This is a genomic window from Bacillus sp. YP1, assembly GCF_000877815.1.
Taxonomy (GTDB): domain Bacteria; phylum Bacillota; class Bacilli; order Bacillales; family Bacillaceae; genus Bacillus; species Bacillus subtilis.
Genome location: NZ_CP010014.1, coordinates 3,763,841 through 3,778,852, shown reverse-complemented (window position 1 = coordinate 3,778,852; position 15,012 = coordinate 3,763,841). Strand labels below are relative to the sequence as shown.

The 15,012-nt window shown below is 37.8% G+C and carries 13 protein-coding genes and 1 pseudogene; 10 read left to right on the top strand and 4 right to left on the bottom strand.

Features of this window, described 5'->3' with window-relative positions; translation table 11 throughout:
- Window positions 1-703 precede the first annotated feature (703 nt).
- Window positions 704-2,569 carry a hypothetical protein gene (locus QF06_RS18565; protein WP_032676938.1) on the top strand — a complete coding sequence of 622 codons (1,866 nt, stop codon included), beginning with the start codon at window positions 704-706 and terminating at the stop codon, window positions 2,567-2,569.
- A 265-nt stretch (window positions 2,570-2,834) separates the two neighbouring features.
- Here QF06_RS18565 and fbp read toward each other — a convergent pair whose 3' ends face one another.
- Window positions 2,835-4,760, bottom strand: coding sequence for a fructose-1,6-bisphosphatase (gene fbp / locus QF06_RS18560; RefSeq protein WP_043940246.1), 1,926 nt, complete (start codon window positions 4,758-4,760; stop codon window positions 2,835-2,837).
- A 471-nt stretch (window positions 4,761-5,231) separates the two neighbouring features.
- Here fbp and QF06_RS18555 point away from each other — a divergent pair, with 471 nt between their 5' ends.
- From QF06_RS18555 to QF06_RS18535, 5 genes are all read left to right on the top strand, one after another.
- The gene (locus tag QF06_RS18555) at window positions 5,232-5,381 is read left to right on the top strand and encodes an epipeptide YydF family RiPP (protein WP_003226979.1); all 150 of its coding nucleotides are present in this window, start codon (window positions 5,232-5,234) and stop codon (window positions 5,379-5,381) included.
- Between the two features lie 57 nt (window positions 5,382-5,438).
- Window positions 5,439-6,398 carry a YydG family radical SAM peptide epimerase gene (locus QF06_RS18550; RefSeq protein ID WP_043940245.1) on the top strand — a complete coding sequence of 320 codons (960 nt, stop codon included), beginning with the start codon at window positions 5,439-5,441 and terminating at the stop codon, window positions 6,396-6,398.
- Window positions 6,379-7,137 (top strand): zinc metalloprotease LiaK, encoded by a 759-nt coding sequence (gene liaK / locus QF06_RS18545; RefSeq protein ID WP_043940244.1) that lies wholly within the window; start codon window positions 6,379-6,381, stop codon window positions 7,135-7,137. The genes QF06_RS18550 and liaK overlap by 20 nt, the downstream gene beginning before the upstream one ends.
- A 149-nt stretch (window positions 7,138-7,286) precedes the next feature.
- Window positions 7,287-7,916 carry an ATP-binding cassette domain-containing protein gene (locus QF06_RS18540; protein WP_032722784.1) on the top strand — a complete coding sequence of 210 codons (630 nt, stop codon included), beginning with the start codon at window positions 7,287-7,289 and terminating at the stop codon, window positions 7,914-7,916.
- Window positions 7,917-7,936: 20 nt separating this feature from the next.
- The gene (locus QF06_RS18535; RefSeq protein ID WP_014478516.1) at window positions 7,937-8,659 is read left to right on the top strand and encodes a peptide ABC transporter permease; all 723 of its coding nucleotides are present in this window, start codon (window positions 7,937-7,939) and stop codon (window positions 8,657-8,659) included.
- A gap of 130 nt (window positions 8,660-8,789) precedes the next feature.
- Here QF06_RS18535 and QF06_RS21610 read toward each other — a convergent pair whose 3' ends face one another.
- Window positions 8,790-8,948 (bottom strand): hypothetical protein, encoded by a 159-nt coding sequence (locus QF06_RS21610; protein ID WP_009968424.1) that lies wholly within the window; start codon window positions 8,946-8,948, stop codon window positions 8,790-8,792.
- Between the two features lie 28 nt (window positions 8,949-8,976).
- Window positions 8,977-9,687, bottom strand: coding sequence for a GntR family transcriptional regulator (locus QF06_RS18525; protein ID WP_043940243.1), 711 nt, complete (start codon window positions 9,685-9,687; stop codon window positions 8,977-8,979).
- Window positions 9,688-9,844: 157 nt separating this feature from the next.
- Between QF06_RS18525 and QF06_RS22210 the strand changes: the two genes are divergently transcribed.
- The 4 genes and pseudogenes from QF06_RS22210 to QF06_RS18510 all read left to right on the top strand — a co-directional run bounded on the left by QF06_RS22210 (window position 9,845) and on the right by QF06_RS18510 (window position 13,361).
- Window positions 9,845-9,979 (top strand): PTS transporter subunit EIIB, encoded by a 135-nt coding sequence (locus tag QF06_RS22210; protein ID WP_082044611.1) that lies wholly within the window; start codon window positions 9,845-9,847, stop codon window positions 9,977-9,979.
- A 112-nt stretch (window positions 9,980-10,091) separates the two neighbouring features.
- Window positions 10,092-10,268: a PTS glucose transporter subunit IIA gene (locus QF06_RS22205; protein ID WP_406627171.1), complete on the top strand. Its 177-nt coding sequence runs from the start codon at window positions 10,092-10,094 to the stop codon at window positions 10,266-10,268.
- Window positions 10,269-10,281: 13 nt separating this feature from the next.
- Window positions 10,282-11,721: pseudogene (gene bglA, locus QF06_RS18515) on the top strand (6-phospho-beta-glucosidase BglA).
- A gap of 287 nt (window positions 11,722-12,008) precedes the next feature.
- Window positions 12,009-13,361, top strand: a complete 1,353-nt coding sequence (locus QF06_RS18510) for a polysaccharide pyruvyl transferase family protein (RefSeq protein ID WP_015385145.1) — start codon at window positions 12,009-12,011, stop codon at window positions 13,359-13,361.
- Window positions 13,362-13,472: 111 nt separating this feature from the next.
- Here the strand turns inward: QF06_RS18510 and ahpF are convergent, their stop codons facing one another.
- Complete coding sequence (ahpF, locus tag QF06_RS18505) at window positions 13,473-15,002, bottom strand: alkyl hydroperoxide reductase subunit F (RefSeq protein WP_003243077.1); 1,530 nt, start codon at window positions 15,000-15,002, stop codon at window positions 13,473-13,475.
- Between the last annotated feature and the right edge of the window lie 10 nt (window positions 15,003-15,012).

Genomic DNA, 15,012 nt, shown 5'->3' with positions numbered 1-15,012 from the left:
TATTGTTTTAAGAGTAAGGTATTAATCCATTGTTAGAGTGGGTATTAAAAGTGTGTTTTCATTATCCATTTCACGATACAACTCAATCTTTAAAGGATGAATTTTAAGTTGTCCGTATTGGATGGCTATTCTGCAAATAGCTTAATTGTGTTTCTTATTGAAGCATAGAAGAGTTTGATTATTTATGGGGGATTTTAAAAAGTTAGAACCGGTGAGGTAGCAAGGAAATTTATCAAAAGTTACTTTCCAAATTATGAATGGAGTTTTATGCTTATTACGAATGAAATGAGCCACTATGCGTAGTTTAGAGCCACCGATTACGAAAATAGAGAGCCACTAATAGTACAAATCTCTTCAAATAATAGAGACAGAGCTACAGCCACAGCGGAGCCGCTAGCCATTGACTGTAATGTGTGATTAACATTTACTGGAAGTGACGGAGAGCCCACCGGCAAATGTTTTAGAATCGGTTTGTCAGTATGCCTTTGGATAATAACAGAACTTAAAAAAACCAAACCACAAGAACAATTTTCATAAGGACCAACCTTATCTTTTATTCGTATAAATTTACTCCAATCATATCTTGAGCTTCTATAATAAATATGTGATAAACATTTCAATACAAATGGGTAGTCATTGTAAGAGAAAGACATTTTTAAGCATAGCTCTAAATTTTTCAAGAATATGTAAAGGAAGATTGGAATTGAAGAAATTCAAACATAGAATTAAAGGATTTAAGCACTCTTTAATAAGAGGAAAAAATTATTTAGATTTAAAGATGAAATTTCCTTTATTTAAGTCTGTGATGGTTATGTTCAAGTCCCTTGAAATTATTACCCTATTAACATATATTGGGTTGATCCTTCAATTAACAAGAGTTATAAACTTTGATTTTCTACAAAAAATACTGTCTTACATACCTGTAACTAATTCTGAAATCAATACCAGACTTGTAATAGCCCAAATAAGTATAACTTTTTTAATTCTTTCCTTATTCTCTCTTATCTCAAATATAAAAAAAGAAAAGATTTTAGGAACTTCAATTTATAGCGTAGCTTTTTCAAATTCGGTAATAAGCAATATTCTATTACTAACACCGTTCATATTTGTTCTTTTATTTATAAATTTATACTTGATGATGACTAAATCTGATTCAGGGAGTATTGTCTTCTTATTTCTGTCTTCAATGATAGCAATAACAATTTTAATTCTAAGAGTTATTACTTATACTAATTTTAAACAGTTAACAAGAAACAAGATTATCACACTATATTACTTGGAAAATAGAAAAATTATAAAAAAGCATGCAAAAAAATCATATGACCCAACTTATGAGCTGTCTAGTAATCTATTTGAATTAGTTAACGATACAGTGGAAAGAATTTGGCGTGATGATATAGAATATAAAATGAATTTAATGGTTTTCGAAAAGATAACAGATCTTTCATTAAAGAAATATGGAAAAGAAATACAGGAAAATCATACGGAGATGTTGAATAAACCTGATATAATCTCTTTATGGTCTAATTGTATTAGTGAATTAGTAAAGAAAACAAAAATATCTGACGCCCTAGATCAGTACAACCGAATGTTAAGGATTTTCATTAAAAATGAGATAGTAATTTCTTCATATGAAATCGGGAATCATTTTAAAGAAATTATGGACCTCGTAACAATTTCTAAAAACGAAATAACTTCAACGCAATACAAAGAAATAAAGAGAGCTATGAAATTAAGTATGGAGTATTGTTTTCTTTTATTAAATAACGATCTATCTTATACACGACTTGGAAAATTAAAAAGTGGTTTATTGAGTGTTTGGGGAATTTATGGGAGATTCTTTGTAGATTATTATAAGATTCTGAGTAATAAAGGCGATTTGTCTTCTAGTAAGCATTACTACTCCAATATTATAATTGAGTACTTTGAAGATATAAGGACAATGTCAATCGAATTTTCCTTTCCCCGCCATTATTTTATAAATTCTAAATTGAATAAAATAGCGAAGGATATCAGGAACCAGTATGATGGTGAATTATCACTGGCAGGAATTCCTTTAAGTGCACTACTAATAGAATTGATAAAGGAAGAAAATAAAGGAAGGTTATTATATTTCTTAAATGATTTTAACAACAAGTCTATTTACTTTGCGTGTCTTATTGTTGCAGGCAAATTAACTGATTTGTTAAGGAGTACTAACGACATAGTTGAATTAGAAAAAGTAAAATACTACTTAAAACTCATTTTAGCTAAGTTGCTCGAATGGGAATACTATAATCTAAAGTACAATATTCATATAATAAAAGAAACCCTTTTAAGAACACATATTTTCCCCTATTCTGACATATGGTTATTTGAAGAGCAGTTTGAGGATATAAAGAGAGTTAAAAGTGCTATTGAAATGAAAAGGCATAAAGTTGATGTACCTATAATGCAAATAAAAGATTCAGCTATAAGGGAGCTTTTTGCTTTGATGAAGGACATAAATATATCTACCTTAAATAAAGAAGCAAGAGAAAAGCAGTTGGAAATTACTAAAGAAAAGGGAATACTGTATAGATTGAGATAAAATATTGGATTGCGGAATTAATGTACATACTATAAGACATAAGTATTTTCAAAGCATGTTTAGCATGCTTTTTTATTTTTGTTTTCAATTAGAGTATACTCTGTCCAAGCAGATTATACATATAGTATTATTGGTGAAAAAATGTTCAACCATACCTGTTTAATTCTATATGTTAGAACATTAAGACTCGTTAGCGATTTGCTGTATTAAGTGAAAAACCGCAAAAAAAGAGCCCAGAGAAAGTCATCCCTGAACCCCACATCCCTCACTTCATATACCGATACTCCCGCAAACTCTCCAAAATCGCAACTTCCTGCAACAATTCCTCACCAACATTCGTTTCCTTCACTTTCTTCCGCTCAAGCTCTTTGTCCACTAACCGCTTCACTGTTAAGACATCGGTTCCGGTGCTTAGGACTTCTGACTTGGAGTTGAAGTGTTTATGGGCGACGAGCTGCATGCCGTAGGAGTTGTACAGCAGCGTGTAGCCGGCGATGCCTGTTGTGGATTGGTAGGCTTTGGAGAAGCCGCCGTCGATGACGATCATTTTTCCGTTTGCTTTGATTGGGTCTTCTCCTTCGATTTCTTTTACTGGTGTATGGCCATTGATGATATGGCCATGATCTGGATTGAGGCCGAATTCTGCCAAGATGTTTCGGCAGGTTGCCTCGTCTTCGCGTAAATAATAATACGGGTTTTTCTTTTCTTTATGTGTTTCCTTTTCTTTAATGAAATACCGCTCAAATGTCGTCATGGCGCGTTTTCCGAAGAGGGAGGAGTACTCGCCTGTCCATAAATACCAAGCCATATCTGTCGCTAGGTCATTGGTTTCTTCCGGATGGGCAAAGGCTTCTCGTAAGAATCGTTCAAATACATCGAGCAGCTCACGGCCCGCATACGGTTTATCCTCAATCATCATCGTTTCCATATTGCCGTTTTCATCGACAGGAATACAGCCGTGAATTAACAGGTTACCGTTATATTTTAAATAAAGGCTGCCTTTTTTCATCATAAAATTCATATGGCGGCCCAGCTTTTCGGAATGCTGGACAGAGAATAGCAGCTTGTCTATGACTTCTTCTTCTTCTTCTAATAGCTGATCTGGCTGCTCCGGATTAATCGTCGCAAAGCAGGTGTTTTCCAGTTGATATGTTTTTCCGTTCAGCGTGATTTCATTTTTGTCATAATCTATTTTCTCTAATAACAGCCGCTCTTCCATATTAAAGTTCGGCCGTCTCTTGATAATCGGACTCTCAAGCTTGAATTGGATCATCGCAATCGCTTGATGGATTTTTGTGATTTGCTTAATCTCATCCTCTGGCCTGTTTTCGTCTGCTTTTGGACGGAACGCTGGATTATCGTCATAATATTTTTCGGCCAGGTTCAGCAGCGGTCTCAGGTTGATGCCGTACACGTCCTCAATAATATCCAAGTTGTCGTAGCGGGCACAGATGCGGATAATATTGGCCAGGCACACTTTGGAACCGGCATAGGCACCGATCCAAAGGACATCGTGATTTCCCCACTGAATATCGACAGAATGATAGTTGATCAGTTCTTCCATAATCCTATCCGGCTGGGGTCCGCGGTCGTAAATATCGCCGACAACATGCAGATGGTCGACTACCAGCCGCTGAACGCTGTAAGCAAGGCCGGTGATCAGCTTATCGGCTTGGCCAAGTTCAATGATCTGATCAATGATTTCGGAGTAATATTGCTCCTTGTTGCCAGCTTGTTCTGTTTTGTATAACAGCTCCTCCGTAATATAAGCAAACTGGGCAGGCAGTGCTTTGCGCAGTTTGGAGCGGGTATACTTGGAGGAGCAATAAGAAACGAGCTTAATCATTCGATTTATCGTTTCTTTATACCATTCATTTAATGCTGGTTTTGCATCAAAGTCATGTTTGATTAATTTCAGCTTGTCTTCCGGATAATAGACCAATGCCGCTAATTCATCGATTTCTCTATCGTAAATGACACCGCTGAAGATGTCGCGTATCTTCTCTTTGACTCGTCCTGAACCATTGCGCAGCACGTGCTGGAATGCCTGGTACTCCCCGTGCAAATCACTGACAAAATGCTCAGTGCCCTTTGGCAGGTTCAAAATCGCTTTCAAATTAATGATTTCTGTTACCACTTTTTCTTCACAATCGTATTTTTGCGCGAGTAGATCTAGGTACTTGCTTTCCAAAACCGTCCATCCCCTTTTTAGAATAAACCCCTATTTATGAGCATGTGCATGATAAGGTGAATTTAAAAGTATGACATTATTTTTAAACATTGGACCTTTATATGATAGTACCGCATAACTGCTTTTATAGACAATTGAAACGAGTGAAAGAGGTGCCAAATGGGGTAAGCAAGAGCTTAAAACAGCTTTTCAGTACAGGTTGGTTTAGGGTAAGATTGTTTGCCTCATTTCTTCCACTTAAAATCTTTATATCCCTTAACTAGTGTAGTCAATATTGATGTTTTACTTTTCATTACGAAGCTTTAAATCAAACTATGGCCTTTCATTCGGTATAGCTTAGAGGGGCTAGAGGACTATAGGCTTTATATACCAAGAATAGTAACATTTTTCAGATTTTTTAGGTACAATATATTGACATGTATTGAATCATATAGAATAATTGGTTTATATTAGAAAAGGAGGAGGGATAATATGAAAAAGGAAATCACTAACAATGAGACTGTGAAAAACTTAGAATTTAAGGGTCTATTAGATGAATCACAAAAGTTAGCAAAAGTGAATGATCTTTGGTATTTTGTAAAATCAAAAGAAAATCGCTGGATTCTTGGAAGTGGTCATTAATTAGAGGGGTACAAAGGAGAGTCTAACTCTCCTTTACCATTTGTTGGGGGATATTTCATGTATAATAAAACAGTATCAATCAATTTAGATTCAAGGTGTAATGCATCCTGTGACCATTGTTGTTTTTCTAGTTCACCAAGTTCAACAACCATGATGGAAAAAGAATACATAAGAGAGTTAGTAACTGAATTTGCAAAAAACAAAACCATTCAAGTGATTTCTTTTACAGGTGGGGAAGTTTTTTTAGATTATAAATTTTTAAAAGAACTAATGGAAATCATTAAACCATATGAAAAACAAATAACGTTGATTTCTAATGGATTTTGGGGTTTGAGCAAGAAAAAGGTCCAGGAGTACTTTCATGATATGAATTCTTTAAATGTGATAGCACTGACTATAAGTTATGATGAGTACCATGCTCCATTTGTCAAGTCTTCCAGTATTAAAAACATATTAGAACATAGCAGGAAATACCCTGATATCGATATTTCTCTTAATATGGCAGTTACCAAAGACAAAATGTCCAACCATATTTTAGAGGAATTGGGGGATTCAATCTTAGGTGTAAAGATAACAAAATTTCCAATGATATCAGTTGGCGCTGCTAAAACCAGAATTAAGCAAGAAAACATACATAAATTTTACAGTCTTGAAGATGAAGATTCCTTACATTGTCCCGGATATGACATTGTATATCATCATGATGGAGAAATTTATCCATGTTGTTCCCCTGCTATTTTTGAAACGAAAATAACCCTAAGGGAAGAATATAACCAAAGTTTCGAAAGAACCGTGGAAAAGTTAAATTCCAATTTGCTATTATTTATTCTTAGAAAAGAAGGATTCAAATGGTTTTTGAATATTTTAAAAGAGAATAACAAGATAGAGGAATTTGACATTCCTTATGAATTTTCCTCTATTTGTGGAGTTTGTGGTTCCTTATTCAACTCTGCAGAAAAAATAAACTACTTCTATCCTTATATGGAAAAATACTATAATGAAAATTTTAAAGTATGAAGATGAAAAATATGAAGTGCTTGTGCAAAACAACGTATTTATAAAAGACAAAAAAAGCGGAGAATACTATAAAAATAGTTTAAATTCTCTGTCAGATGAACAATTATTACGTTTTAAAATGTATAAAGAGAAAGTATCACCAAAGTTTTTTTATCTGTTCTTATCCTTTACGGCTCTCATGTTCATATTAAATTATATTCATTTAATAAAATTGCAAAATGGATTGTCCTCAGTATTTTACGGCTGGAAAATGTGGATAATTATAGTTATTTACTTTATAATGAATATAGTGCTTCATGAACTGGGACATATTTATTCCTTAAAATTTTTCGGGAAAAACTTTGATAAAGTGGGATTCAAACTGAATTTTTATGTATTTCCTGCTTTTTATGTCCAATTGAATGAAACCTATATGCTATCAAGAAATGAAAAGATAATCGTTCATTTATTTGGCTTGTTTATCAATTATTTTTTAATAAACACATTAGAATTAATAAATCAATTTACATTTTCCAGTGAAACATTAACTATGGCATTTATGCTTTTCTCGTCTACTTTATTGTGGAACTTAATTCCAATACTGAATTCTGATGGTTACAAAATTCTTTTAGCTTTTCTGAGCTTAGATGAATATAGCCGTTTTAAGACAAATCATTGGTTAGTTCTTACGATTCAAATTATAGGGATTGGCCTTGCAGTGAATTCAGTTGTACATTGGATATTATATATTGTAAACTAGAGTAAAAGATCTCCAAATTAGCCATCTAAAAACATTTCTTGCGCTTCCAGATCGGAAACGAAAGAGGTACCTCAAAAGCTTAGACATTAGTAACAAATCACAAGGCAGAACATTTTATTATTATGCAAATATTTCCTAGGAGTATGTATATGAATATAGCGAATTACACTTTAAAAGTGAAAGGTAAAACGTTACTTCAGGACACCAACTTGCATTTTTCGAGCGGGAAAATTAATCACGTTGTCGGAAAAAATGGAGTCGGTAAATCACAGCTTGCTAAAGACTTTTTGTTGAATAATAGCAAAAGAATCGGCAGAGATATTCGTCAAAATGTTTCTTTAATATCCAGCTCTTCGAATATACCTAATGATGTTTCTAAGGACTTTTTATTACACTTTTTGAGTAAAAAATTTGATGCAGAAATGATAGATAAAATCGCACATTTACTTAATCTGGATAATATTGATGGAAAAGTTCTGATCAAAAATTTGAGTGATGGACAAAAGCAAAAATTAAAATTGCTCAGTTTCTTATTAGAGGATAAAAATATTATTGTTTTAGATGAAATAACGAATTCATTAGACAAAAAAACGGTTATAGAGATTCATGGCTTCTTAAACAAGTATATTCAGGAGAACCCCGAGAAGATTATCATCAACATTACACATGATTTGTCTGATTTAAAGGCGATAGAAGGGGATTATTATATATTTAATCACCAAGAAATTCAACAATATCATTCAGTGGATAAATTAATTGAAGTGTATATAAACGAGTAATAAAACAGTGGGGGCTTGAGATGAAATTAGAGTTTAAAAAGAGTATTAGCAACAAAGTTATCATTATTTTAGGAGCAATGTTTGTATTTTTATTTTTGCTGGGTTATTTTTTACTTGTTGGAATTGATAAAGTCAGCAATGTTACACCTGAAATGTTTTTCTTTAGCTCCTATACTGTTGCGACCCAGTTTGGTTTGATGTTATTTTCATTTGTTATAGCTTTCTTTATTAATAGAGAGTATTCAAACAAAAATATTCTCTTTTACAAATTAATTGGAGAGAACATCTATACTTTCTTTTATAAAAAGATAGCTGTTTTATTTTTAGAATGTTTTGCATTTATAACGCTAGGCCTGCTAATCATATCGTTGATGTACCATGATTTTTCGCATTTTGCATTATTACTTTTTTTATTTTCTGCAGTTATACTGCAGTATATTCTAATTATCGGAACTATAAGCATGTTATGTCCTAATATATTAATTAGTATAGGTGTCAGTATCGTTTATTGGATGACTTCTGTTATCTTAGTAGCTATAAGCAATAAAACGTTTGGTTTCATTGCTCCTTTTGAGGCAGGTAACACTATGTATCCCCGAATAGAAAGAGTGCTGCAATCTGATAACATGACACTTGGGAGTAATGATGTTTTATTTATTATTTTGTATTTAGTTTCAATTATTATCATAAATGCGATTATCCTTCGCTTTTCTAAAACTAGATGGATCAAAATGGGCATTTAATAAAGGAAGCTACTTCACAGTGAAGTAGCTTTTTATGTGCACCTATATATCATTAACATCAAGATTAATGCATGTGACTGGCTGAGTTTGTTAAGGGAAGGATGTTTTTCTGTTTGCATCGCCCAAACTATTATTGTTTTTCTTTCACCATCTTTACAAAGAGGAAAAAGATAATGAATACGATAAAGTAGTTCATCGGATTCTTAACGATACTCATCTCTAGTGAAATCTGTAAGAGTATCCAGAGCGCAAAGATGGCTAGTATTGCAGGAATGATGATTTTGTACATGTCGACCACCTTCCATAGTGAAGCAGCCCTATAATAAAAAACTATTAGCCTGTACGACAAACTGCGACTGCTTATAATTATACGAAATCTTCGAGTAATCAAACGGCTGCCCATTTGTCAGGTGAAAAATACTTTCTATATACAGCTTCGGCAGTCCAGCCTCTAATCCCAAATATTCCGCTTCCTCCTCATTAAGCTGGTCCACGTGCAGAAACAAATCAGAAAAACCAATCTTCAACCCCAGTCCTTCCCGGATGTATTGGAAGATGGAGTGGGAGACGATTTCGTTGTTTAAATACGTCACGATCGATTTGTTGTAATAGGATTCTTCGTAGCAAAGGGTCTGGCCGTTGATATAGCGGACCCTTTTGACATAGTAGGTGTCCTCGTCCATTTCGATGTTCAGGTTTTCCGCCGCTTCAGGTGTCGGCTTTCTCACGTCCAGTTCGATGACTTTTGAGGTGACGTTGAAATCCTCGAGATCTTTTTTAAACCCCTGATTCGACAGAAGGCTGATATAGCCTTTTCGTTTATGTTTTCTGACGAAAATGCCGCTTCCTCTGACTTGAAAGATCGCGCCTTTTTGCTCTAATAGCTCGAGGGACTTTGTGATTGTGCTTTTGCTGACTTCAAACTGGGCCATGAGGGTTTCCAGGACTGGCAGTTTGTCTCCCTGCTGAAGCTGGTGTTCTTCTATATATGTTTCAATTTCCGCTGCGATTTGCTGGTATTTTAACATACGCATTCCTCATTTATTCGTTTAATTTCACTTGTCAAAATTATAGCATAAACCGCTTACAATTATAGTTAGTCCGTAAATATTTTGTTTCGGTATTGATAAATTATACCGGTACAATTATAATGAAAGCGCAACCAAAACAAAGGGGTGGGTGAAAATGTCGGGGAAAGTGAGAGATTATACGAGACTAGCAAAAGACATTTTAGAGGCCGTAGGCGGGGAAGAGAATGTGATTGGGACTTCTCGCTGCGCTACCAGACTTCGATTGGTGCTGAAGCGGTCTTACCCCTAAAGCGAAGGGAAGGATATCGTAAAATCGATGCCACCATCCCGGCGTTATTACGGTTGTCATGGTTGCGCCTACAAAGCATGCGATTGGCCTGCGTTGAGCGTCTGGCGTCGAATTGCTTGCGCACATCGGGCTGGATACGGTGACATTAGACGGCACGCCTTTTTCCTTGAAGGTAAAAGAAGGCGATACCGTAAAAAAAGGCGAAGTGCTTGTTGAGTTTGATAAAGCTTTCATTGAAGAGATTGAGGAAAGTGCATTGCATCAAAAAAAATTTACAGTCGTAAGCTGAGGAGGAATTAAACATGGGAAACATGCCGAAGGATTTTTTATGGGGCGGTGCTTTAGCTGCCCACTAATTTGAAGGCGGATGGAATCAAGGCGGTAAAGGGCCGAGTGTCGTCGATGTGATGACAGCGGGTGCGCATGGCGTGCCGAGAAAAATCACGGATACGATTGAAGAGAACGAGTTTTATCCGAACCATGAAGCCATTGATTTCTATCACAGATACAAGGAAGATATCGCTTTGTTTGCAGAAATGGGATTAAAATGCCTGCGGACGTCCATCGGCTGGAGCCGCATTTTTCCGAAAGGCGATGAGGCTGAACCGAACGAAGCGGGTTTGCAGTTTTATGATGATGTGTTTGATGAATTGCTGAAGCATGGGATCGAGCCGGTCATTACGCTGTCTCACTTTGAAATGCCGCTGCACCTGGCAAGAGAATATGGCGGCTTCAGAAACCGGAAAGTCGTGGACTTCTTCGTCAACTTTGCAGAGGCTTGCTTTACCCGTTACAAAGATAAAGTGAAGTACTGGATGACATTTAACGAGATCAACAACCAAATGGATGTGAACAATCCGCTGTTCCTATGGACGAATTCAGGTGTTGTGGTTGGCGAAAACGAAAACGCCAAGGAAGTCATGTATCAAACGGCGCACCACGAATTAGTGGCGAGCGCATTAGCAGTGGCAAAAGGAAAAGACATCAATCCAGAGTTCCAGATCGGGGCCATGGTATCACACGTGCCGATTTATCCTTTCTCCTCCAATCCTAAAGATGTGATGCTGGCTGAAGAAGAAATGAGGCAGCGCTATTTCTTCCCTGATGTGCAGGTTCGCGGTTATTATCCAAGCTACGCGTTGAAGGAATTTGAGCGAGAAGGCTACAATATCACATTCGAAGACGGCGATGATGAGATTTTAAGAAACGGAACCGTCGATTACTTAGGCTTCAGCTATTACATGTCAACAACTGTGAAAAGCGATGTGAAAAATGATAACACTGGCGATATTGTAAATGGCGGCTTGCCGAATGGTGTCGAAAATCCGTACATCACTTCGAGTGACTGGGGATGGGCGATTGATCCAACCGGGCTGAGATATACGTTAAATCGTTTTTATGACCGATACCAAATCCCGTTATTCATCGTTGAAAATGGCTTTGGCGCAGTGGATACGCTGGAGGAGGACGGCAAGGTTCATGATCCGGAACGCATTCAATATTTAAAATCGCATACTGAAGCATTGAAAAAAGCGGTCACGTACGATGGCGTTGATTTAATTGGCTACACGCCGTGGGGCATTATTGATATTGTCTCCTTCACAACTGGCGAAATGAAAAAACGCTACGGCATGATCTATGTTGATCGTGACAATGAAGGAAACGGATCCATGAAGCGGTATAAGAAAGATTCCTTTGAGTGGTACAAAAACGTCATTCAAACGAACGGCGAGGAACTATAAGAAGCTGGCCCGAATCGAGCACTTTTACCGAGTGCCTGATTCGGGTTTTTGGCATGATCCGATCCGATATCCAATAATGGGAATAGATTACTAGCGCTGATTGCTATGTTATGATTTCACCTGTAAGATCCTTTTTTGTATAATTTAATATTAGAATGGAAGAAAGGGAGAGAGTTTGTGAGTAAAAAGGGATGAAAGCGGGTGTCCGGCTGAAGTTTTAAGATCATGATAGAGTTCCCTAAGCAAATCTCCTGAAAAAAATTTGGCGAGGAAGGGGCAACATCACATTGAAAAACATTTTAATAAGAGCTGGCATATCACCATTTGATACATTTAATGCAGCTGAAATGATTGTTCGCAACTCCATTGGCGGCAACGTAGGAAACCTAGTATATGCCTACAGTGTGTTTCGCACGCTGATGACAGAAGGAACGACGATTACTCCTGATTATTATCGGATTAATCCAGCGGATGCTGAACAAATTAATAAAAATTATGATATGTATATTATTCCGCTGGCAGATGCATTCCGCGAGGATTTCGTGCCTTCTTTACGGAAATATACCCAATTAATTAAGAAACTAACCATTCCGGTTGTTGTGATTGGTGTTGGTTTGCGGGCTCCGTTTGAACCAAAATTAAATGAAGGTTTTCCTTTTGATGAGGATGTAAAAGCGTTTGTAAGTGCTGTGCTGGAGAGATCAAATATGATCGGTGTCCGCGGTGAAATTACAGCGAAATACCTTTCCAGATTAGGCTTCCGTGAAGGCATTGACCATACGGTGATTGGGTGTCCTTCTATGTATGCGTTTGGCAGAGAACTGAAGATAAGAGAAACTAATATCACAACAGAATCAATGGTGACGGTTAACTCATCAAGGCTGTCTCCAAAGCATGTGCTGGACTTCATTACGAGAAGCATGAAAGAGTTCCCGAATCATTACTTTATCCCGCAATGGCGAAAAGAAATGATTCTGACGTATGCGGGTGCGCCTGCGCTAGCGAAGCCTGCTGATAATTATCCGGTCAGCATGGAAGACCCGGCTTATCAGAATGATAGAGTCCGATTCTTTTTAAATGTGCCGACTTGGCTGGATTTCCTGAGAAAAGCCGATTTGAGCTTTGGCGCAAGGCTGCATGGAAATATCGCAGCGACGATTGCCGGTACACCGAGCCTGTTGCTTCCGAAAGATGCCAGAATGCGTGAATTAGCTGAGTACCATCAATTAACGCATGTCATGGCAAATGAGATAACCGATCAGACAAAACTGTCAGAATTAATTGAAACACTTGATTTTCATCAGCCTGAGAAACGGCAAGCGCAAAACTTTGACCATTTCATCAGCTTCTTGAATCAAAATGAATTAGACCATATTTATAAAGAGAAAGCGATTCCTGATACCGTTCCTTTTGACGAAAAACTATCTAACACGAAGCTTCTTCCGCCTGTGACTACAGTTAGCGGCTGCAGTTCCACAGAAACAGCGAAACGCTGGGAAGCGCTGATGGCATTAGAAAATGCCAAAAAGGAAAAAACCATTAAAGATCTGAAAAAAAAGGTCAAAAAGTATCAGGGCACGTTAAATAGAAAATCAGTGCGTATCGCTTTAAAAACAGCAAATATGCTGAGTGTGAAGTGACCATTCACTAACATTACAACTATATTACAGTTGTATAAAACTTGCAATATTTTTGGAATAAAAAAGAAAGCCGCAATGCTGCCAATCTGGCAATATTGCGGCTTTCTTATATTAGTTACGGATTAGGTAATCAAACGCGCCGAGGGCGGCAGTTGCACCTGATCCCATAGAAATAATAATTTGGTTGTACGCACTGTCTGTGCAGTCGCCGGCAGCAAATAAGCCTGGTACGCTTGTTGCGCCGTGTTTGTCGACAATAATTTCGCCCATGCGGTTGCGTTCAACCGTTCCTTCTAACCATTCTGTGTTTGGCACGAGACCGATTTGGACGAATACACCTTGAAGTTCAACGTGTTTTTCTTCGCCTGTTTCGCGGTCTACATATGTGATGCCGTTAACGCTCTGATCACCTGTGATTTCTTTTGTTTGTGCGTTTTTCACGACAGTAACGTTAGGCAGGCTGTAGAGACGTTTTTGCAGGACTTCGTCTGCTTTCAGTTCCGGCGCGAACTCTAGCACAGTAACATGATTCACAATACCTGCTAGATCAATCGCTGCTTCGATACCAGAGTTTCCGCCGCCGATTACCGCAACGTCTTTGCCTTCAAACAATGGCCCATCACAGTGCGGGCAGTATGCGACACCTTTGTTTTTGAACTCTTGTTCACCAGGTACGTTGACATTTCGCCAGCGTGCACCTGTTGAAAGGATCACTGTTTTACTTTTCAGGACAGCGCCGTTTTCGAGTTCAAGTTCGAACAGATCTTTCTTCTCAAGGCGTTTCGCACGCTGAAGGTTCATGACATCAATATCATATTCCTTCACATGCTCTTCAAGACTTGCCGCAAGCTTCGGCCCTTCCGTCGCTTTGACGCTGATGAAGTTTTCGATGCTCATGGTGTCGAGTACCTGTCCGCCGAAGCGTTCAGCGACAACACCAGTGCGGATGCCTTTACGTGCAGTGTAGATCGCTGCACTTGCACCAGCAGGTCCGCCTCCGACAACAAGAACGTCAAACGGCTCTTTGTCAGCAAACTCAGATGCATCTGTGCCGCTGCCCATTTTCGCAAGAATTTCTTCAAGCGTCATACGGCCGCTTCCGAAGGATTCGCCATTCAGGTAAACGGTCGGCACTGCCATGATGTTTTTGCTTTCAACTTCTGCCTTGTATGCTGCACCGTCAATCATCGTGTGCGTAATGTTCGGGTTCAGCACGCTCATCATGTTTAAAGCTTGTACAACATCAGGACAGTTGTGGCATGTCAGGCTGATATAAGATTCGAAGTGGTATTCACCACTGATCTTCTTCACCTGATCAATGACTTTTTGGTCTACCTTAGGCGGTCTGCCGCTCACTTGGAGCAACGCCAACACTAATGATGTGAATTCGTGGCCCAGAGGGATACCGGCGAAAGTCACGCCAGTGTCTTCTCCGACACGATTGACACTGAAGCTCGGCGTTCTGTTTAATTCAGCTTTTTCAACTGAAATTTTCGATGACATGGAAGCCAGCTCATCAACGAGAGCCAGCATGTCCTTAGAAGTGTCATCTTCGCCTGCGCTAACTTTGAGAACAATGTCATTCTCAATTAGCTGCATATATTGATTTAATTGTGCTTTGATATTTGCATCAAGTACCAATTGAATGCAC